Source organism: Micromonospora sp. U56 (genome assembly GCF_018070095.1).
Classification (GTDB): Bacteria; Actinomycetota; Actinomycetes; order Mycobacteriales; family Micromonosporaceae; genus Micromonospora; species Micromonospora purpureochromogenes.
In genome coordinates, this window is sequence record NZ_JAGPYL010000055.1 from 1 (window position 1) to 19,774 (window position 19,774).

The window sequence follows — 19,774 nt, forward strand, 5'->3', positions numbered from 1 at the left end:
GGCGATCGCCACGGTGAGCACCATGGCCCCCCGGGCGACCCCGGCGAGCTGGGCGAGCACCACGCTGACGGTGGTCAGGGCGAGCACCGGCAGCGGGTGGCGGCGGCGCACCGCCAGCGCCCCGGAGCCGATGGCGGCGAGCAGCACGGCGGCGAGGCTGAGCGGCGCCCCGGGCGGGTTCACCGGCAGGAGGCCGGCCACGAAGAGCGCGGCGGCCAGCAGCGCGTCGACGACCGCCGGGTGCGCCCGCGCGATCCGGCGCCACTCCGCGAGCCGTCCCATGCGGTCAAGGTACGCCCACCCGCCCGGCCCCGGACGCGGCACCGCCGGGGTGCGTGGGCACCCCGGCGGCGTCGCGTGCACCGGATCGACGTGGTGGACGACCAGGTCGGTGGGTCAGGGCAGGGTCCACTTCTGGTTGGTCGCGCCGTTGCAGGTCCAGAGCTGGACCGGGGTGCTGTCGGCGGAGTTGTTGCCGGCCACGTCCAGGCACTTGCCGGACTGCGGGTTACGCAGCGACCCGTCGGCCTGGGCCGACCAGTTCTGGGCGCCGCTGCCGTTGCAGGTCCAGAGCTGGATCTTGGTCCCGTCGGCGGAACCGCCGCCGGAGACGTCCAGGCACTTGCCCAGCGCCTTGATCGTCGAGTTCGGCGTCACCGTCCAGGTCTGCGCCCCGGTGCCGTTGCAGGTGTAGAGCTGGATCTGCGTGCCATCGGCCGTGCCGCTGCTGCGGACGTCCAGGCACTTGCCGGCCAGGCCCTTGATCGGTCCGGTGCCGCCGGTGCCGCCGCCACCGCCCCGGACCAGGGTGAAGTCGTCGACGTCGAAGAGCCCGGTGCCGGTGCCGGTGTAGGTCAGGTACAGGTTCTGGGTGCCGGACGGCACCCCGGTCAGGGCGGTGGTGACGTCGGCGTACGTCGTCCAGCTCCCGGTGTTGGGCACCGCGACCGAGCCGAGGACGGTGCCGGTGGTGGAGCCGGTACGCACTCCGATGGTGCCGCCGGGCCCGCCGGAGACGACCCGCGCCCGGAACGACGTCACCCCGGTCAGGTCCACCCCGTTGTACGCCGACCAGTCGCCCGGGTCGATGTAGCCGAGGGTCTGCCCGCCGTTCGCGCCGGCCTTGGTGAACGGGGTGACCCCGCCGGCCGAGCTGAACGCCTCGGCCTGGACGGTGGTGTTGCCGCCCGGCGGGGTGGAGCCGAGTTCCTTGATCCGGATGTTGCGGAACGAGGCGTCGTCGCCGGTGCCGTGGTTCTGCAGGCCGATGTGCCCGGCGAGCGAGCGGACCGGGTTGGTGTTGGTGAAGTCGTTGATCTTCACTCCGTTGAGGAAGACCTGGAGCCGCTCGCCCTCGACCAGCAGCTCGTAGGTGTTCCACTCGCCCGGCGGGTTCAGCGCCGCGTCCCGGCCGGCGATGTCCGCGGACTTGAAGGTGTAGACCGCGCCGGTGGTGCGATCGGCCGCGTCGGTGGCGTCGATCTGGATCTCGTAGCCGTTGTTCACCGCGGACCAGGGGTCGGTCGACGGCGGGAAGCCGATGAAGACCCCGGAGTTGTCGTCGCCGGCGAGCCGCCAGTCCAGCTTGAGCGAGTAGTTGGTGAACTGCTTCGCGCTGTACCAGTGGAGCCCCATCCCGCCGACCGAGGTGAGCGTGGCGTCGGCATTGGTGAAGCTGCCCGGCCCGGCCTGCGACCAGCCGGTGGTGGAACCGTTGTAGAGGGTGGTGTAGCCGGTCTCCGGCCGGCAGTCGGCCCTGGCGCGGCCGGCCGCGTAGCGGATGCCGCCGAGCAGGTGGGCCCGGAACGCCGGTTCGGCGTACGACGCCTGGGTGTGGCCACCGCCGGTGTAGAAGGCCCGGCCGCCGCTGTAGGTCTTGCACCAGGAGTGCGGGTGGTCCGCGCCCATCCCGCCACCGGAGTACGACGACTCGTCCAGGGTGGCCAGCACCCGGGCGGTGGAGCGGGCGTTGGTCTGGTAGTTGTACCACTCGTCGGTGCGGGTCCAGGTCTGCGGCAGGTGCGCGCTGGCCGGGTGCGCCCGGTTCTCCACCTTGACGTTGGCCTGCTGGATGGCCGGGTGCGAGGCGAAGTACGCCCCGACCAGGTTGCCGTAGAACGACCAGCCGTACTCGGTGTCGGCGGCGGCGTGCACGCCGACGTACCCGCCGCCGGAGCCGATGTACGACTCGAAGGCGGTCTGCTGGCTGGCGTTGAGCACGTCGCCGGTGGTGTTGAGGAAGACCACCGCCTCGTACTGGGCCAGGTTGCCGGTGGTGAACGCGGTGGCGTCCTCGGTGGCGGTGACGGTGAAGTTGCTGGCCGCGCCCAGGTCGCGGATGGCCTGGGTGCCGACGGCGATCGAGTCGTGCCGGAACCCGGCGGTCTTGGAGAAGACCAGCACGTCGTACGGGGCGTCGGCGGCGGACGCCGGGGTGGCGGGGGCGGTGCAGGCGATGACGGCGAGGACGGCGGTGGCCGCGCCGAGGACGGGACGCAGGAGTCTGCGCATGTCGCTCTCCTATCGGTGGGCGGGGACCCCGGGCGGGCCGGCGGGCCGGGCGGGGTCCCCGCGCGTGCACTCGGTTACGGCAGGGTCCACTTCTGGTTGGCGGCGCCGGTGCAGGTCCACAGGTGCACCGGGGTGCTGTCGGCGGAGTTGTTGCCCGAAACGTCGAGGCACTTGCCGGACTGCGGGTTGCGCACCGTGCCGTCGGCCTGGGCGGACCAGTTCTGCGCGCCAGTGCCGTTGCAGGTCCAGAGCTGGATCTTGGTGCCGTCGGCCGAGCCACCGCCGGAGACGTCCAGGCACTTGCCGAGCGCCTTGATCGTCGAGTTGGGCGTCACCGTCCAGGTCTGCGCCGTGGTGCCGTTGCAGGTGTAGAGCTGGATCTGGGTGCCGTCGGCGGTGGCGGCGTTGCGGACGTCCAGGCACTTGCCGGCGAGCCCGACCACCGGCCCGGTGCGCACCGTCGCGCCCGTGGTGAAGGTGAACGAGTCGACGTCGTAGAGCGCCCCGGTGCCCGACCCGGCGAAGGTCAGGTAGAGCGTCGTGGTGCCCGCCGGCGCCCCGGAGATCGCGCCGGTGACCGTGGTGAAGGAGTCCCAGGCGCCGGTGACCGGCACCGTGGCCGAGCCGAGCACCGTGCCGGTGGCCGACCCGGCCCGGACCTGGAGGGTTCCGCCCGCGCCGGCCGAGGAGACCCGGGCGCTGAACGACGTGACGTTGCCCAGCTGGTACGGCTGGAAGGCGATCCAGTCCCCGTTGTTGATGTCGCCGACGGTCTTGCCGCCCTCGGCGGTCGCCTTGTCGAAGGTGTTGATGCCGGACGAGGTCTTGAAGTGCTCGGCCTGCCGGTGCCGGGGCTGGAGGGTGTGCTGGGTGTGCGTCGTCAGCCCGCCCGCGTCGGTGTACTCGGCGTCGAAGATGGCGAAGATGTTCGCCGCGTCGTCGTGCTCACCGTCGACCGGGATGGCGATCGAGCCGGAGCAGCCGGTCTTCGAGGTGATCTGGTGGCCGTGCTGGTCGTGGCCGAGCACGTAGGTCATCTTGACCCTGGTGCAGTCGATCGTGCCGTCCTCGGGGTCGGTGACGGTGATGCTGAAGGGCACCGTGTCGCCGTAGGAGAAGAGCTTGCCGTTGCCGGGGCTGTTGATCGTCACGGTCGGGGCGGTGTTGCCGACGCTGATCAGCACGCTGGCGCTGCCGGTGGCGTTCTGCGGGTCCTTCACCGTGAGCGTGGCGGTGTACGTCCCGTTGGTGGTGTAGGTCTTCGACGGGTTGGCGGCGGTGGAGGTGGTGCCGTCGCCGAAATTCCACGCGTACGTCAGCGCCCCGCCCTCCGGGTCCGACGACCCGGCCGAGGAGAAGTTGACGGTCAACGGGGCGGCGCCGGAGGTCTTGTCCGCGGTCGCCTTCGCCGTCGGCGCCCGGTTGCCGCCGCCGATGTGGTCGAAGCGGTAGAGCGCCGAGTTGGCGTCGCCGTTGAAGTAGCCGGTGCCGTAGTCGAGCACGTAGTACGCGCCGTCCGGGCCGAAGGCGGAGTCCATCACCTGCTTGCCGGTCCACGGGAAGCTGTCGATGGTGCCGCGGGAGCCGTCGGTGTTGACGTGGATCGGCTTGATCCAGCCACGGCCGAACTCGGTGGCGAAGAACTGCCCGTCGAAGGACTGCGGGAACTTGGTGGTCGACGTCGACGACGCGTTGTAGCGGTAGACCGGGCCGGCCATCGGGGACTCGGAGCCGCCGCCGAACTCGGGCGGGCTGCCGGCGTCGCCGGCGTACCGGATCCAGGCCGGCTTGGCCGCGGGCAGCGTGCTCTGGCCGGTGTTGCGGAACGAGTTGTTGGTCGGGCCGCCGGTGCAGTTGTACTTGGCGCCCCCGGTGCCGGTGGCGAAGTCCCACTCGTTGTAGGTCTCGGTGCTGGTGTTGGTGCCGGTGCAGTACGGCCAGCCGTAGTTGCCCGGCGCGGTGACCCGGTTGAACTCGACCTGGCCGGAGGGGCCCCGGGTGGCCGAGGTGGTGCCGGCGTCGGGGCCGTAGTCGCCGACGTAGACGATGCCGGTGGCCTTGTCGACGCTCATCCGGAACGGGTTGCGGAAGCCCATCGCGTAGATCTCGGGCCGGGTTTTCGCGGTGCCGACCGGGAAGAGGTTGCCGGACGGGACCGAGTACGACCCGTTGGCGTTCACCTTGATCCGGAGGATCTTGCCGCGCAGGTCGTTGGTGTTGCCGGCGCTGCGCTGCGCGTCGTATCCGGGGTTGCGGTTGGTCCGTTCGTCCAGCGGGGCGTAGCCGGCGGAGTCGAACGGGTTGGTGTCGTCCCCGGTGGACAGGTAGAGGTTGCCGGCGGCGTCGAAGTCGATGTCCCCGCCGACGTGGCAGCACAGCCCCCGGTCGGCGGGTACGTCCAGCACGTCGACCTTGCTGGCCTGGTTGACGGTGAAGTCGGCGTTGAGGGTGAACCGGGACAGCCGGTTGACGCCCTGCCAGGCGGAGAAGTCGCTGCCGGTGGCCGGCGCGTCGCCGGCGGGGGTGGACAGCGGCGGGGCGTAGTAGAGGTAGATGTGCCGGTTGGTGGCGAAGTTCGGGTCGACGCCGACGCCCTGCAGCCCCTCCTCGTCGTGGGTGTAGACCGACAGGGTGCCGATCACCGAGGTGGTGCCGTTGGCGTCGGTGCGCCGCAGGGTGCCGTTGCGGGCGGTGTGCAGGACCGAGCGGTCCGGCAGCACGGCCAGGGACATCGGCTCGCCCGTCTCGGCGACGCCGCGGGCCAGCTCGACCTGCTGGAAGTCGGTGGCGGTGATGACGTGGGCGGCCGCCGGGGCGGGGCCGCCGAGGGCGGTCGGGCCGGCCGTGACGCCGACGGTGCCGACGGCCGCCACCAGGAGCAGGGCGGACGCGGCGGAGGACCATCGTGGGGAGCGGTGGGTGGGTGCGTCCTTCATGGACATTCTGTGCTGTCCCTTCCTGACGAGTGACTGCCAGGGTGGGGCGCGCGCCGTCGCGCCGGTGCCGGGTACGGGGATGCGGCAGGGCCGTCCGGGCGGCGCCGGACCGGCCGTGACCACCGGTCGGGGCGGGGGACCGCGCGCCCGGAGGCCACCAGTCGATGGGTTACCGCGCCGCCGGTTCACCTCGACGAAACATGTTCGTGATGCCACGAACATTAAGGCTTGTGAATTTGTCTGTCCATACCTTCTGCCCCATGGAAGCGAACTTTCGTTCAATCGGCTGAAAGATCGCGGACATGGCGAGGAAAGGCCCCGGCGGGCGGTGGCACGCCGACGTCAGCTTCGGCGGTGCACCGCCTGGCCGGCCAGCGCGGCCAACGCCGCCAGCGCCGGCTCCGCCAGCGGCAGCCGGTCCAGCGCCGCCCTGGCGGCGTCCGCGCGCAGCAGGATCAGCCGCTCGATCTGCTCGCGGGCCCCGGTCGCCTCGATGATCGCGCGCAGCTCGGCCGCGCCGTCGGCGTCCAGATCGGGATTGCCGAACAGGTCGCGCAGCCGGGCGGTCTGCGCCCGGTCGGCGGCGTCGCGGGCCAGCGCCATCATCACCGTCGGCTTGCCCTCGCGCAGGTCGTCCAGGACGGACTTGCCGGTCACCGCCGGGTCACCGAAGACGCCGAGCACGTCGTCACGGAGCTGGAACGCGTCGCCGAGCGGGTCGCCGAAGTCGGTGAGCGCGGCCACCAGCTCCGGCTCGGCGCCGGCCAGCGCCGCGCCGATCTGCAACGGGCGGGTGACCGTGTACCGGGCGGCCTTCATCCGGATCACGGTGAGCGCGCTGGCCACCGAGCCGTCCCCGACACCGGAGACCAGGTCCAGGTACTCCCCCGCGATCACCTCGGTCCGCATCCGGGCGAAGACCGCGTACCCCCGGCAGACCTGCGCGGTGCTCAACCCGCACTCGTGGAACATCTGGTCCGACCAGGCGGCGCAGAGGTCCCCGCAGAGCAGCGCGGTGTTGCGCCCGTACGCCTCCGGGTCGCCGCGCCAGGCGGACCGGGTGTGCAGGTCGGCGAAGAGCCGGTGCACCGACGGCGCGCCCCGGCGGCGGTCGCTGCCGTCGAGGATGTCGTCGTGGATCAGGGCGAACGCGTGGAACAGCTCCAGCGCCGCCGCGGCGACCACGATCGGCCGGTCGTCCCCGCCGCCGGCGCCGCGCCAGCCCCAGTAGCAGAACAGCGGGCGCAACCGCTTGCCGCCGGCCAGCACGAAGCGGTGCAGGGCGGCGAAGATGCCGCGCGGCGCGCCGTCCGGCCAGTCCGGCCCCTGCCGGTCCAGGAAGGCCACCAGTTCGGCGTCGAAGCGCGCCCGCAGCCCGCTGGTGTCGGTCGGGGGCGCGGTGACGGTCACCGCCGCTCCCCCGGTCCCGGCGGCGGTCCGGCCGGACCGGGCGGTCGCCCGGAAACACCCGACGACGCCACGGCGGCCCGGGAGGGCACCGGCGCCACAGCGGCCCGGGACGGCACCGGCGCCGCACCGGCCGGGGCGGGCGGCGGGGCCAGCCCGGCCAGCTCCAGCAGCAGCGCCTTCACCTCGGTGGCCGCGAGCCGGTCCCGGGCGGCGGCCGGGTCGGAGCAGAGCAGCACCGGGGCGTCCGCCGGGTCGGCGGGCAGCCGACCGTGCGAACCCCGGACCGCCCGCGCCCCGGCGTCGAGGCCGACCACGCTCATCAGGTACCGCATGCCCAGCTTCTTGCGGGCCAGCGCGACCGCCGCCCGGCGCTTCGCCGCCCCGGGCGCGGCCGGGTCGAAGAAGAGCTCCGCCGGGTCGTACCCGGGTTTGCGGTGGATCTCGACGAGCCGGGCGAAGTCCGGGGCGCGGGCGTCGTCGAGCCAGTAGTAGTACGTGAACCAGGCGTCCGGCTCGGCCACCAGCACCAGCTCGCCGGCGCGCGGATGGTCCAGCCCGGCCGCCGCCTTGCCGTCGGCGTCGAGCACCTCGGCCACCCCGGGCAGGCCGGCGCAGAGCTTCGCCACCGCCGGCACGTCGGCCGGGTCCCGGACGTAGACGTGGGCCACCTGGTGGTCGGCCACGGCGAAGGCCCGCGACGTCCACGGGTCCAGGTATTCCATCCCGGCCTGGGTGTAGACCCGCAGCAACCCCTCGGCACGCAGCAGCCGGTTGACGTCGACCGGGCGGGAGACGTCGGTGATGCCGTACTCCGACAGCGCCACCACGGTGGCGTCCCGCACGCGGGCGGCGTCCAGCAGCGGGCCCAGCGCCGCGTCCAGCTCCGCCGCCGCGGCGGCGGCCCGGGGCGAGGACGGGCCGAAGCGTTGCAGGTCGTAGTCGAGGTGCGGGACGTAGACCAGGGTGAGATCGGGGGCGTGGTCGGCGAGGATCCGCTCGGCGGCCCGGCAGATCCACGCCGAGGAGGGCAGCCCGGCGCCGGGCCCCCAGTAGGTGAAGAGCGGGAAGGTGCCCAGCGCATCGGTGAGCGTGTCGTGCAGCTCCGGCGGGTCCGTCCAGCAGTCCGGCTCCTTACGCCCGTCGGCGTGATAGACCGGGCGGGGGGTGACCGTCCAGTTCACGTCCGCGCCCATCGCGTACCACCAGCAGACGTTGGCCACCGTGTAACCCGGTTCGGCCCGGCGGGCGGCCTGCCAGAGCTTCTCCCCGCCGACCAGCGCGTGGTGCTGCCGCCACAGCAGCACCTCGCCGAGGTCGCGGAAGTACCAGCCGTTGCCCACGATCCCGTGCCCGGCTGGGAGCTCCCCGGTGAGCAGGGTCGCCTGCGCCGAGCAGGTCACCGCGGGCAGCACCGCGCCCAGGCCGGCGGCGAACCCCTCGTCGGCGACCGCGCGCAGCCGGGGCATGTGCGCCAGCAGCCGCGGGGTCAACCCGACCACGTCCAGCACCACCAGTCGACGGCTCATGCCGGCACCTCGGAATGTCGGTCAGCCACTCGTTCACTCATCGTCGTACCCCTCCGATCGTCGGGACGGGACTCCACCGCCGGTGTCAGGCCGAGCGCGACCAGCTCGTCGCGGGCGAAGGCCAGCTCGGCGGCGATGCCGGCGGCCAGCTCCCCGTCGGTGCGCGGCCGGCGCGCCGCCGGCAGCACCCCCCACGTGTACGTCTCGACGTCGAGGTGGTCGCAGCCGGCGGCGGGACCGGCGAACAGCTCGGCCAGCGCGGTACGCAGCACCGGCACGGTCGAGGTCAGCGGTGGTTCGGGCGGGGCGTGCAGCGGCACGTGGTAGTGCACCCGCCACGGCCCCGGCGGCCGGTCGGCCAGCGCGCCGTCCAGGTCGTCGGCGGCGTACGCCGGGTCGGCCGGGTCGGCGGCGTGGGCGGTGCCGGCGGCCCGGGTCTGGTGCAGGAAGCGGGGCTCCACCCAGCGCGCCAGCGCGTCGGCGGCGGCCGGCGGGTGGGCGGCCTCCAGGGCGGCGGAGACCTGCACCTTCACCACCGGGAGCCCGGCGGCGCGCAGCCGGGCCAGCGCCTCGGCCGGTTCCTCCCAGGCGCAGGCGAGGTGCGCCAGGTCCAGGCAGACGCCGAGCCGGTCGGTGTCCACGCCGGCCAGCGCCGTCACCGCCTGCCCGGTGCGCTCGACCACGCAGCCCGGCTCCGGCTCGAAGCCGACCCGTACCGGGCGGCCGGTGTCCCGTTCGATCGCGGCGAGCCCGGCCGCGAGGTCGTCCAGCCGGCGGCGGGCGGCGTCGGCGCGGGTGGCGTCCCAGGGCTGCCGCCAGGCCAGCGGCAGGGTGGAGACCGAGCCCCGGGCCGCGTCGTCGGGGAGCAGGTCGGCCAGGACCCGGGCCAGGTCGAGGGTGTAGCGCAGCCGGGCGCCGGTGGTCCAGTCCGGACGGTAGACCGCGCCCTTGACCACGGGTGCCTGGAACGCCGCGTACGGGAAGCCGTTGAGGGTGACCACCTCCAGCCCCCGGCGGGTCAGCTCGGCGCGCAGCCGGCGCCGGGCGGCCGGGTCGGCGGCCAGCTCGGCGGCGACCGGCGCGGCCAGCCACAGGCCGAGCCCGAGCAGGTCGGCGCCGAGCGCCTCGCGCACCGGCTCGGCGTGGGTGTCCAGTTGGGCGAGGATGCCGGCGGCGTCCTCGGCGGGGTGCACGTTGGTGCAGTAGCCGAGGTGGACGGTGCTGCCGTCGGCGTGCCGCAGCCGCATCAGTCGCCGCCGCGCAGGATCGAGTTCCCGGCGAAGGTCCCGGCCGACGCGGCGTCCAGATCGGTCAGGTCGAGCCGGCCGGACTGCCCGTAGAACTCCACCGGGTTACGCCAGAGCACCCGGTCGACGTCGTCGTCGGTGAACCCGGCCAGCAGCATCGCCTCGCCGGTGGCCCGGGTCAGCAGCGGGTCCGAGCGGCCCCAGTCGGCGGCGGAGTTGACCAGCACCCGCTCCGGCCCGTACGTCCGCAGCAGCTCCACCATTCGGGGTGGGGACATCTTGGTGTCCGGGTAGATGGAGAAGCCCAGCCAGCAGCCGCTGTCCCGGACCAGTTTGACGGTGACCTCGTTGAGGTGGTCCAGCACCACCCGACCGGGGTCGATGCCGGACTCGGCGACCACGGCGAGGCTGCGCTCGACGCCCCGGGCCTTGTCCCGGTGCGGGGTGTGCACCAGCGCCGGCAGGTCGTGTGCCACGGCCAGGGCCAGCTGGGCGGCGAACGCCTCGTCCTCCTGCGGGGTCATCGAGTCGTACCCGATCTCGCCGACCGCCACCACGGTGTCCTTCTCCAGGTAGCGCGGGAGCAGGTCGAGCACCGGCCGGCAGCGCCGGTCGTTGGCCTCCTTCGGGTTGAGCGCGACGGTGGCGTGGTGCCGGACGCCGAACTGCCCGGCCCGGAACGGCTCCCACCCGATCAGCGAGTCGAAGTAGTCGGCGAAGGAGGCGGGGCTGGTGCGGGGCTGCCCCAGCCAGAACGCCGGCTCCACCACCGCGCGGACCCCGGCCGCGGCCATCCGCTCGTAGTCGTCGGTGGTCCGCGACGTCATGTGGATGTGCGGGTCGAAGATGCGCATTCACGCCTCCCTGATGGTGAGCCGGTCGAGCAGGTCGGTGGCGTCGGCGGGCAGCTCCCGGCCGGCGGCGTGCCGCTCCGCGGCGAGCGCGGCGAGCATCGCGGCCAGCTCGCCGTCGGCGCGGCGGTCCAGGTCGGCCACGACGGCCAGCGGCACGCCGGCGAAGACGCACTTGAGCACCGCCTGCCGCCAGGACGCCGGGTCCAGGTGCCGGGCGTACGGGCCGAGGGCGGCGGCCACCAACCGGGTGTCGTTGGTGCGGATCGCGTCGTGCAGCAGCGGCACCCCGGCCGCGCCGACGGGCAGCAGCGGCAGCGCCTTGAGCACGGCCCGCTTCTCGGCGGCGTCGCCGTGCCGGTACAGCGCCTCGGCGTGCCTGGCGTGGTCGGCGGGCAGTGCGGTGAGCAGCAGCGCGCGGGCCGCCTCGTCGGCGGTCCAGCCGGGCGCCCCGGCCAGGTCGCCCCGACCGCAGTGCCGCCCGGCCGCCGGGAAGAACCGCGCGATCGTCGCGGGTTCGGCCGCGACGCGGCGCAGCGCCGCCGCCAGCCAGTCGGGATCGGGTACGCCCTCGAGCGCGGCCCGCAGTCGATCCGGTGTCATCCGTCTCTCCTCCCCTGGTGCTGGTCGGTGTCTAGGCCACCTCGGCGGCGGCGCGCAGGAAGTCGATGGACCGGGCGGCGACGGTGGGCGCGGCGTGCGAGTGCCGGGGCAGCTCCACCGCCACCAGCCCCCGGTAGCCGGCGTCGGCGAGGGCGCGCAGCACCGGCGGGAAGTCGATCTCGCCGGCACCGAACTCCAGGTGTTCGTGCACGCCCCGGCGCATGTCGTCGATCTGTACGTTGACCAGGTGCGCGGCCACCTGGTGGACGCACTCGGGCACCGGGCGCGGCTCCAGGCAGCGGCAGTGTCCGATGTCGAGGGTGATGCCGAAGCGCGCCGGGCCGCCGAGAGCCTGCCGCAGCCGCTGCCAGCCGGCGATGTCCTCGACGAGCATCCCGGGCTCCGGCTCGAAGCCGAGGGTCATCCCGGCGCGGTCCGCGGCGTCGAGCACCGTGGCGCAGCCGGCGACCAGCCGGTCCCAGGCGACGGCCGGCGGTACGGCGTCGGGGCGTACGCCGGCCCAGCAGGAGACCGCCTCCGCGCCGAGATCGGCGCCGATCCGGACCGCCCGGGTCAGGAAGTCGATCCGCCGGGCCGGCTCGTCGTGCAGCAGCGTCGGCGCGTGCTTGTGCCAGGGGTCGAGCAGGTAGCGGGCCCCGGTCTCGACGACCACGGCGAGGCCGAGCGAGTCCAGCCGGCGGGCCACCTCGTCGACCCGGCGGGCCAGCCCGGGCGCGAACGGGTCGAGGTGGTCGTGGTCGAGGGTGAGCGCGACGCCCTGGTAGCCCAGCTCGGCGATGACCGCGAGGGCGTCGTCCAGCCGGTGGTTGGCGAAGCCGTTGGTGCCGTCGCCGAGCCGCGGCCCCGCCCCGGCCCGGTGCTCCCGGCCGACCGGGTCAGGGGTCGGCCGCGGCGGCGGGGCCGGCGGGTGGGGCTGCCGGCTGGTCATGTCGGGGAGATTCTGCGGGCCAGCCGGCGGCCCAGCGGCGCGGCGGCCGCCACGGCCAGGCCGAGCAGGCCGGCACCGGCCCGGGCGGTGAGCGCGCCCTGCAACGCCGGCAGCCCGGTGATCCCGGCGCCGACCGCCGCCCGTACCCGGCCGGCGGACGGGTCGGCCGCCACCCGGGCCTGCGCCCCGCCGTACCGGGCGGCGTACCAGCCGGCCAGCGCGACGGGCAGCACGGCGGTGGGGGTCGTCGGGCGGCGGGCGGCGGCGAGCGCGACCAGGGCGGTGCCGGCGAGGGTACGCAGCGGCAGCGCGGTGTCCGCGCCGGCCACCTCGCGCCGGGAGAGCGCGGTGACGGTGACGGTGTGCGCGGCGACGGTGAGCGCCGCCGGCAGCGCCCGGACCGGCCGCCCGCCGGCCGCGCCGAGCAGCACGTCCAACCCCCGGCAGGCGGCCATCACGGCCGGGCCGGCGGCGGTGTTCTTCGCCGCCACGTCGTACCCCCAGATCGTCGCGGCGAGCGGGATCGCGACGGCGGCGGCCCGCCGGCCGCCGGTGACGGCGGCCAGGCCCACGCCGGCGGCGGTGAGGCCGGCGGCGAGAGCGAGCGCGGTCGCGGGCGAGACCCGGCCGCTGGGGATCGGCCGCTCGGGGCGTTCGACCGCGTCCAGCCGGCGGTCGGCCCAGTCGTTGGCGGCCATCCCGGCCCAGTACAGCAGCACCGACGCGCCGGCCAGTCCGGCGGTACGCGGACCGAGCGCCCCGGCCGCGGCGGCGCCGGCGACCACGTCACCCGGTACGGAGAGCGCGGCCGGCGCCCGGACCAGCTCGGCCAGGTCGCCCAGCGTGCTCATGCCGTCGCCTCCCTTCGGTCGGCCACGCCATGAGGCTCCACCGCGCTGCGCTGAATGATTCGCTCGCTGCGCTCGCTCATGCCGTCCCCCCGGCGTGCAGCCGCCCGGTGAACTCGACCAGCCGCTGCCACTGCTCGCCGAGCGAGTGGGTGGGTGAGCCGAGCGGGTCCTTGAAGAAGAACGCCAGGTCGGTCAGGGGGCCGACCCGGCCGGCGGCGTGCGCGGCCGCGGTGAGCCGGGCCAGGTCGAGCACGAGCGGGGCGGCGAGCGCGGAGTCGCAGCCGTGCCAGCTGAACTCCATCCGCATGCCGGTGCCGAGGAAACCGGTGAAGGTGATCAGATCCCAGGCGGTCTTGAAGTCGCCCAGCTCCTCGACGTACTCGATGCGGGTGCCGCCCTGCGGCAGGTAGCCGAGGGTCTCGCCGAGGACCCGCTGCTTGCTGCTCACCTTGGCGGCGTTGGCGGCCGGGTCGGCCAGGGTGGCGCCGTCGCCGCCGCCGAGCAGGTTGGTCCCGGACCAGGTGCGCACGGCCAGGTGCCGCATCGCGAACATCGGCGCGAGCACCGACTTGACCAGCGTCTCCCCGGTCTTGCCGTCGTGCCCGGCGTACGGCAGGCCGCGGGCGACGGCCAGCTCGGCCAGCGCCGGCAGCCGCAGCCCGGTGGACGGGGTGAAGTCGACGTACGGGCAGCCGGCCTCGACGGCGGCGTACGCGTAGAGCGAGCTGGGCGGCAGCACCTCGTCGGGGCCGGCGAGCGCGGCCCGCAGGGCGGCCGGGTCGGCGTGCCCGGGGTGCGGCCGGGCGGCGGGTTCGGTGGCGGAGACGTCGACCATCACCACCCGGTCCAGCCGGTGCCGTTGGCGGAACGCGGTGAGGTCGGCGACGACGGCGGCGGCCCGGTCGGCCTGGGTGCCGCCGGTGGGGGCGGGTCGCAGGTCCTCCTCGACGGCGGTGAGGTCGGCGGCGAGGGTGGCGGCCAGCCGGCCGGGCAGCACGCCCGCGTCGGCCAACGTCTCGGCCCGCTTGGTCAGCGGGGTGGTGGCCAGGTCGTGGCCGCCGAAGAACAGGTCGGCGAAGGTGGGCAGGGCCGGCCCGCGCAGCGCGGGCAGCTCGGTGACGCAACCGGTCGGCGCGGTGAGCCCGGCCCGCAGGGCGAGACCGCCGACGATGCTGGTGGTCGCGACCGAACCGCGCGCCCCCACCAGCCAGACACCCGTACGCATGGTGCTCCTTCCGTCCGGAGGAACCGCCCTTGCATTTAGCAAAATCAATATCAGATCGTGCGCTGGAAAGACACCGTTCCGCCGGGGCCCCGTCCGCCCGGACGTCCGGGGCGGGACCGGGCCGCGGCGGCGACGTCGGCGGCGCGACGCCGGACCCGGTACCCCGCACGGCGTGCGGACGGGGCTGGCAGGCAGGGTCGGTCGGCGTCTCGGCCCTGCCTCCCCCGTATCCGGTCGACGGGCGGCGGCGCGCCCCGCGACCGGACGTGTGGTGGTGGCGGCCCGGGCCCGACCGGTGGCGGCCGGCCTGCTGCGGGTCGCCGGGACGATGGTGGCGGTCCTCCGGTGCGGCCGGGGAATCCCGGTCCGGCCGCACCGGACGACCGTCGTACGCGTGCGCCGCCGGCCGTGGTGGCCGGGGCGGCACGCCCTCCGGTGCCGATCCCGTCCCGCCCGCGGGGCGCAACCGCGGTCGGGTCCTCGCCGATCGGCGCCGGAGGTGGCCTGGTCAGACGGGGAGCGCGGCCAGCGCGGGCTCCACCTCCGACCACCGGGAGCCCAGCTCCGCCGACCGGGTCACCGCGTCCAGCACCAACTGGACCTGCAACGCGTCGGCGAAGGAGGGCGTCGGGTCGGCGCCGGTCGCGACCGCCTCGACGAAGTCGCGCATCTGGTGGGTGAAGGAGTGCTCGTAGCCGATGATGTGCCCCGGCGGCCACCAGGCCGACAGGTACGGATGCTCGGACTCGGTCACCAGGATGCGGGTGAAGCCCTGCTCGGCCGTGGGCCGGGTGGCGTCGTAGAACTCCAGCTCGTTGAGGCGTTCCAGGTCGAAGGCGACGGTCCCGAGCGACCCGTTGATCTCCACCCGGAGGGCGTTCTTGCGACCGGTGGCGAACCGGCTCGCCTCGTACGTGGCCAGCGCCCCGTCGTCCAGCCGGGCGACGAAGACCGCCGCGTCGTCGACGGTGACCGCACCGGTGGCCCGGCCGTTGCCGTCGGCCTGCGCGGCCAGGCCGCTCGACCCGCCCGGCAACGGCCGTTCCTTGACGAACGTCTCGGTCACCGCGCTGACCCCGGTGATCCGCTGGCCCGTGACGTACTGGGTCAGGTCGATGATGTGCGCGCCGATGTCACCGAGCGCGCCGGAGCCCGCCCTGTCCTTCTGCAACCGCCACACCAGCGGGAACTGCGGGTCGACGATCCAGTCCTGGAGGTACGCCGCCCGGACGTGCCGCAGCACCCCGAGCCGGCCCTCGGCGACGAGCTGCCGCATCAGGGCGACCGCGGGCACCCGGCGGTAGTTGAACCCGCACATCGACCGTACCCCCGCGGCCCGGGCGGTGGCCGCGGCGGCGGTCATCTCCCGGGCCTCGGCCACCGTGTTGGCCAGCGGCTTCTCGCAGATGACGTGCTTGCCGGCGGCGAGCGCGGCGAGCGCGATCTCGGCGTGGCTGTCCCCCGGTGTGCAGATGTCGACCACGTCGATGTCGTCCGAGGCGACCAGGTCCCGCCAGTCGGTGCTGTACGCGTCCCAGCCGAGCCGGTCGGCCGCGGCGGCGACCTTCCCGGCGTCCCGGCCGCAGATCGTCGCCATCCGGACCCGCGCCGGCAACTCGAACACCCGGTTCACGGTGCGCCACGCCTGCGAGTGCGCCGCGCCCATGAACTCGTAGCCGACCATGCCGACCCGCAGTTCGCTGTGCTGTGTGGACAAGGTGGGTCTCCCCCCGTGTGTCAGAACCCGAGCTTGAGGTAGGTGCCCGCGTTCTCCTTGGTGATCGTCTCGGAGGCGAGCACGATCTCCTTGGGCACCTGGAGTTCCACCAGGTCGGACATGCCCTTGCCCTGGCCGATCAGGCGGGCCAGCGAGATGGCCGAGGAGGCCATCGACGGGCTGTAGGTGACGGTGGCCTTGAGCACCGTGTTGTCGGACTGGATGTCCTCCATCGCCTTCTTCGAGCCGGCGCCGCCGACCATGAAGAACTCCTTGCGGTTGGCCTGGTTGACCGCCGCGAGGACGCCGATGCCCTGGTCGTCGTCGTGGTTCCAGAGGGCGTCCATCTTCGGCAGTGCCTGGAACAGCCCGGTCGCGGCCTGCTGGCCGGAGTCGGCGGTGAACTCGGCCGGCCGGCGGTTGGCCACCTTCAGACCGTTCGCCGCGAGGGTGTCGGCGAAGCCCTTCGACCGCTCCTGGGTCAGCTCCAGCGAGTCGATGCCGGGGATCTCGCCGATGATCGGGGTGCTCACGCCCTTGGCCTTGAGCTGCTCGACGATGTACGTGGCCGCGGCCACGCCCATGCCGTAGTTGTCACCCTTGATCTGGAGCCGGTAGGCGCGGGCGTCCGGGAAGGCACGGTCCAGGTTGACCACCGGGATGCCGGCCTTCATCGCCTCCAGGCCGAAGGCGTTGAGTTCCTTGCCGTCGTGCGGCAGCAGCACGATGACGTCGGGCTTCTGCGAGATCAGCGTGGACAGTGCCGCCCGCTGCGCCGCCGCGTCCGCGCCGGCCTCGACGGACTTGAACTCCACGTCCGAGTACGCCTGGGCCTGCGCCTTGGCGTTGTTGGTGATGGCGGCGATCCAGCCGTGGTCGGCGGCCGGGGCGGAGAAGCCGAGGACCACCTTCTTGCCCGGCTCGGCGTTGCCGCCGGTCGCGGCCGCCTTGGTCTGCGCGGCGGTGGGCTCGGTCTCGTTGCTGGTGCAGCCGGCGAGGAGCACGCCGGCGCCGACGGCGGCCCCGCCGAACAGCAACCGGCGGCGGGACAGGTCACGACTGTGCTGGGTCATGACGACCTCCAAAGTGACGGTGATGGGGGCGAAAAAGGGTGTGCGGATCCCGGCCACCGTCGTCAGGTGGCCGCCGAGATGCGGTGTGTCGTGAGGAGGGCGGCGCGTCACCGCGCCGCGGCGGTCAGGCGGTGGTGGCCCGGTTGCGGCCGAGGAACTGGGTGAGGCTACGGAACTGCACCTGCTGGACCAGGACGGCCGCCACGATGATGCCGCCCTTGACCATGTTCTGGGCCTCGGTGGAGAGGCCGTTGATGGCGAAGAGGTTGGTGATCGTCGAGAAGATGATCACGCCGAGCAGGGAGCCGACGATCGTCCCCCGCCCGCCGCTGAGCAGCGTGCCACCGATGATCGCGGCGGCGATCGCGTCCAGCTCGTAGAGGTTGGCCATCGCCGCCTGGGCCGAGTTGGCCTGGGCGGTGAGCATGATGGCGGCGATGCCGCAGCACAGCCCGGACAGCGCGTACAGCAGCACCGTGTGCCGCCGGACGTTGATGCCGGCCAGGCGGGCCGCCTCCGGGTTGCCGCCGACCGCGACCGTACGCCGGCCGAAGGTGGTGCGGTTGAGCAGCACCCAGCCGGCCGCGACGACCGCGGCGAGGATGTAGACCAGCAGCGGGATGCCGAGCAGTTTGTTGGCGGCGATCCCGTTGATGAAGGTGTTGTTCGAGACCTGGGTCTGCTTGTCGGAGATCTCCGCGGCCAGACCGCGCGCCGCGACCAGCATCGCCAGCGTGGCGATGAACGGAACCAGCCGGCCGTACGAAATGAGCACCCCGTTGACCAGGCCGACCGCCAACCCGACGACCAGCGCCGAGAAGATCATGCCGCCGGCGCCGTAGCTCTGGGTGGCGACCGTGGTGCACCAGACCCCGGCGAGCGCGACGATCGCGCCGACGGAGAGGTCGATGCCCCCACCGATGATCACGAAGGTCATCCCGACGGTCACCACGCCGACCACCGAGGCCAGCTTGAGGATGGTCAGGGTGTTGTCCCACACCCAGTCCGGGTTCGAGTAGAGGTCCGAGCGGGTGGCGGCGCCGATCACGACCAGCACCACCAACACCGCGATCAGGCCGAGGTTGCGCTTCGCGCCCTCGCCGCCGTCGCCGTGCCACCAGGACAGCCGGCCCGGCCCGGCGGCCTTGTTGGTCGCCGCCGCCGTCTCCGCCGGGTCGACCGGCGGGGACTGCGCCGGCAGCTCCGCCCGGCTCTCGGGCGTCGCGGTCTCGCTCATGCCGCCACCTCGCTCCGCTGTGTGCGCTCGTTCATGCGGGCGCGCCTTCCATCAGAGACCCCGCCATGACGAGGTCGAGCACGGTGTTCTCGTCCAGTTCGCCGGCCGGTGCCTCGCGCACCATCCGGCCCTCGCGCATGACCAGCACCCGGTCGGCCAGGCCGAGCACCTCGGGCACCTCGCTGGAGACCAGCAGCACCCCGACACCCTGCGCGGCCAGGTCGCGGATCACCCGGTAGAGCTCGGCCCGGGCGCCAACGTCCACCCCGCGGGTGGGTTCGTCGAGCAGCAGCAGCCGGGTGTCGCCCAGCAGCCAGCGCCCGACCACCACCTTCTGCTGGTTGCCGCCGGAGAGCGTGCGCACCGGGCGGCGTACGTCCCGGGGCCGGAGCTGGAGGCGGTCGGCGATCCGCTCCGCCTCGTCACGCTCGCGGCCGGCGTCGGTGAACCCGAGGCGGGCGTACCGGGTGAAGGTAGCCAGCGTGACGTTGCGGTGGATCGGCTCGCCGAGCAGCAGCGCCTGGCTCTTGCGCTCCTCGGGCGCCATCCCCATGCCGGCCCGGACGGCCGCGCCGACGCTGCCCGGGCGCAGCGCCCGGCCGTCCACGTGAACGGTGCCGGTCTCCGCGCGGCGGGCGCCGAAGATGGTCTCCAGCAGCTCGGACCGACCGGAGCCGACCAGCCCGGCGATGCCGACGATCTCGCCGGCCCGCACGCGCAGGGAGACGTCGGCGAACTCGCCCGCGCGGCCGAGCCCGTCGACCCGCAGCAGTTCCGCGCCGGTGTCGGTGCCGGCCGGGCGGTCCGGGAAGACGTACTCGATGGTGCGGCCGGTCATCTTCGAGACCAGGTCGCGGGTCGGGGTCTCGCGGGCCGGCAGGTTCGCCGCCGTGGTCCGGCCGTCCTTGAGTACGGTCACCCGGTCGCCGATCTCGCGGATCTCCTCCAACCGGTGCGAGATGTAGATGACCGCGATGCCCTGCGCGGTGAGCTCCCGGATGATCCGGAACAGGTTGCCCACCTCGTCGTGGGCCAGCACCGCGCTCGGCTCGTCCATGATGATCAGTCGCGCCTCGTGGGAGAGCGCCCGGGCCATGCTGACCACCTGCTTGCCGGCGGCCGGCAGGGCGCGGACCATCCGGCCCGGCGGGATCTCGCCGTGGCCGAGCCGGCTCAGGATCTCCCGGGTACGGCGGGCCATCTGCCCGCGCCGGACGAAGCCGAGCCGGCGCGGCTCGTGGCCGAGGAAGGCGTTCTCCGCCACCGAGAGGTCCTCGACCAGGTCGAGTTCCTGGTAGATGGTGGCGATCCCGGCGCGCATGGCGGCCTGCGGGTCGGCGAAGGCGGCGGGTTGGCCGCGCCACTCGACGTGCCCCGAGTCCGGCCGGTGCACCCCGGCGAGCACCTTGATCAGGGTGGACTTGCCGGCGCCGTTCTGCCCGAGCAGGCAGTGCACCTCGCCGGCCCGCACCTCCAGCTGCACCCCGTCCAGCGCCCGTACGCCGGGGAAGGTCTTCACCACGTCGGTGAGGCGCAGGACCACCTCGCCCGCGACGGTGTCGGCGGGCGGGGTCACCAGCGGAGCCGTCCCGCCCTCGGCCGCGTTCACCGGGCCGCCTCCGTTCGCGACTGCGGGGC

15 protein-coding genes are annotated in these 19,774 nt (G+C 74.0%); all 15 read right to left on the reverse strand.

Going from position 1 to position 19,774, the window contains the following annotated elements; all coding sequences use genetic code 11:
- Window positions 1-282 (reverse strand): hypothetical protein (locus tag KBX37_RS18930; RefSeq protein ID WP_374103794.1); only part of this gene is annotated, 282 nt, incomplete at its 3' end.
- A gap of 114 nt (window positions 283-396) precedes the next feature.
- Window positions 397-2,511, reverse strand: a complete 2,115-nt coding sequence (locus KBX37_RS18935) for a ThuA domain-containing protein (protein WP_210777273.1) — start codon at window positions 2,509-2,511, stop codon at window positions 397-399.
- A gap of 74 nt (window positions 2,512-2,585) precedes the next feature.
- Complete coding sequence (locus tag KBX37_RS18940; protein WP_210777274.1) at window positions 2,586-5,453, reverse strand: PQQ-dependent sugar dehydrogenase; 2,868 nt, start codon at window positions 5,451-5,453, stop codon at window positions 2,586-2,588.
- Window positions 5,454-5,789: 336 nt separating this feature from the next.
- A complete protein-coding gene (locus tag KBX37_RS18945; protein WP_210777275.1) occupies window positions 5,790-6,857 on the reverse strand; it encodes a polyprenyl synthetase family protein in 1,068 nt (355 codons plus the stop codon).
- Window positions 6,854-8,383 carry an alkaline phosphatase family protein gene (locus KBX37_RS18950; RefSeq protein ID WP_247658439.1) on the reverse strand — a complete coding sequence of 510 codons (1,530 nt, stop codon included), beginning with the start codon at window positions 8,381-8,383 and terminating at the stop codon, window positions 6,854-6,856. Before KBX37_RS18950 ends, KBX37_RS18945 begins: the two co-directional genes overlap by 4 nt.
- Window positions 8,380-9,630, reverse strand: a complete 1,251-nt coding sequence (gene eboE / locus KBX37_RS18955; protein WP_210777276.1) for a metabolite traffic protein EboE — start codon at window positions 9,628-9,630, stop codon at window positions 8,380-8,382. The genes KBX37_RS18950 and eboE overlap by 4 nt, the downstream gene beginning before the upstream one ends.
- Complete coding sequence (locus tag KBX37_RS18960) at window positions 9,630-10,484, reverse strand: TatD family hydrolase (RefSeq protein WP_210777277.1); 855 nt, start codon at window positions 10,482-10,484, stop codon at window positions 9,630-9,632. Before KBX37_RS18960 ends, eboE begins: the two co-directional genes overlap by 1 nt.
- Entirely contained in the window at window positions 10,485-11,084 is a 600-nt protein-coding gene (locus KBX37_RS18965) for an EboA domain-containing protein (RefSeq protein ID WP_210777278.1), read from the reverse strand.
- Between the two features lie 31 nt (window positions 11,085-11,115).
- Window positions 11,116-12,033, reverse strand: a complete 918-nt coding sequence (locus KBX37_RS18970) for a sugar phosphate isomerase/epimerase (RefSeq protein ID WP_210777279.1) — start codon at window positions 12,031-12,033, stop codon at window positions 11,116-11,118.
- Complete coding sequence (locus tag KBX37_RS18975; protein WP_210777280.1) at window positions 12,030-12,884, reverse strand: SCO3242 family prenyltransferase; 855 nt, start codon at window positions 12,882-12,884, stop codon at window positions 12,030-12,032. The genes KBX37_RS18970 and KBX37_RS18975 overlap by 4 nt, the downstream gene beginning before the upstream one ends.
- A 76-nt stretch (window positions 12,885-12,960) precedes the next feature.
- Window positions 12,961-14,109, reverse strand: coding sequence for an inositol-3-phosphate synthase (locus tag KBX37_RS18980; RefSeq protein ID WP_210777281.1), 1,149 nt, complete (start codon window positions 14,107-14,109; stop codon window positions 12,961-12,963).
- A gap of 508 nt (window positions 14,110-14,617) precedes the next feature.
- A complete protein-coding gene (locus tag KBX37_RS18985) occupies window positions 14,618-15,793 on the reverse strand; it encodes a Gfo/Idh/MocA family protein (protein WP_210777303.1) in 1,176 nt (391 codons plus the stop codon).
- Between the two features lie 53 nt (window positions 15,794-15,846).
- Window positions 15,847-16,899 carry a substrate-binding domain-containing protein gene (locus KBX37_RS18990; RefSeq protein WP_210777282.1) on the reverse strand — a complete coding sequence of 351 codons (1,053 nt, stop codon included), beginning with the start codon at window positions 16,897-16,899 and terminating at the stop codon, window positions 15,847-15,849.
- Between the two features lie 124 nt (window positions 16,900-17,023).
- Window positions 17,024-18,136 carry an ABC transporter permease gene (locus KBX37_RS18995; protein WP_210777283.1) on the reverse strand — a complete coding sequence of 371 codons (1,113 nt, stop codon included), beginning with the start codon at window positions 18,134-18,136 and terminating at the stop codon, window positions 17,024-17,026.
- A 31-nt stretch (window positions 18,137-18,167) separates the two neighbouring features.
- Window positions 18,168-19,679, reverse strand: a complete 1,512-nt coding sequence (locus KBX37_RS19000) for a sugar ABC transporter ATP-binding protein (RefSeq protein WP_210777304.1) — start codon at window positions 19,677-19,679, stop codon at window positions 18,168-18,170.
- Window positions 19,680-19,774: the final 95 nt, after the last annotated feature.

What these genes read in the sequence shown, in the direction of transcription:
- KBX37_RS18935 (WP_210777273.1), bottom strand. Translation starts at nt 2,511, where the DNA reads ATGCGCAGACTCCTGCGTCCCGTCCTCGGCGCGGCCACCGCCGTCCTC.
- KBX37_RS18940 (WP_210777274.1), bottom strand. Translation starts at nt 5,453, where the DNA reads ATGTCCATGAAGGACGCACCCACCCACCGCTCCCCACGATGGTCCTCC.
- KBX37_RS18950 (WP_247658439.1), bottom strand. Translation starts at nt 8,383, where the DNA reads ATGAGCCGTCGACTGGTGGTGCTGGACGTGGTCGGGTTGACCCCGCGG.
- eboE (WP_210777276.1), bottom strand. Translation starts at nt 9,630, where the DNA reads ATGCGGCTGCGGCACGCCGACGGCAGCACCGTCCACCTCGGCTACTGC.
- KBX37_RS18960 (WP_210777277.1), bottom strand. Translation starts at nt 10,484, where the DNA reads ATGCGCATCTTCGACCCGCACATCCACATGACGTCGCGGACCACCGAC.
- KBX37_RS18965 (WP_210777278.1), bottom strand. Translation starts at nt 11,084, where the DNA reads ATGACACCGGATCGACTGCGGGCCGCGCTCGAGGGCGTACCCGATCCC.
- KBX37_RS18970 (WP_210777279.1), bottom strand. Translation starts at nt 12,033, where the DNA reads ATGACCAGCCGGCAGCCCCACCCGCCGGCCCCGCCGCCGCGGCCGACC.
- KBX37_RS18975 (WP_210777280.1), bottom strand. Translation starts at nt 12,884, where the DNA reads ATGAGCACGCTGGGCGACCTGGCCGAGCTGGTCCGGGCGCCGGCCGCG.
- KBX37_RS18980 (WP_210777281.1), bottom strand. Translation starts at nt 14,109, where the DNA reads ATGCGTACGGGTGTCTGGCTGGTGGGGGCGCGCGGTTCGGTCGCGACC.
- KBX37_RS18985 (WP_210777303.1), bottom strand. Translation starts at nt 15,793, where the DNA reads ATGGTCGGCTACGAGTTCATGGGCGCGGCGCACTCGCAGGCGTGGCGC.
- KBX37_RS18990 (WP_210777282.1), bottom strand. Translation starts at nt 16,899, where the DNA reads ATGACCCAGCACAGTCGTGACCTGTCCCGCCGCCGGTTGCTGTTCGGC.
- KBX37_RS18995 (WP_210777283.1), bottom strand. Translation starts at nt 18,136, where the DNA reads ATGAGCGAGACCGCGACGCCCGAGAGCCGGGCGGAGCTGCCGGCGCAG.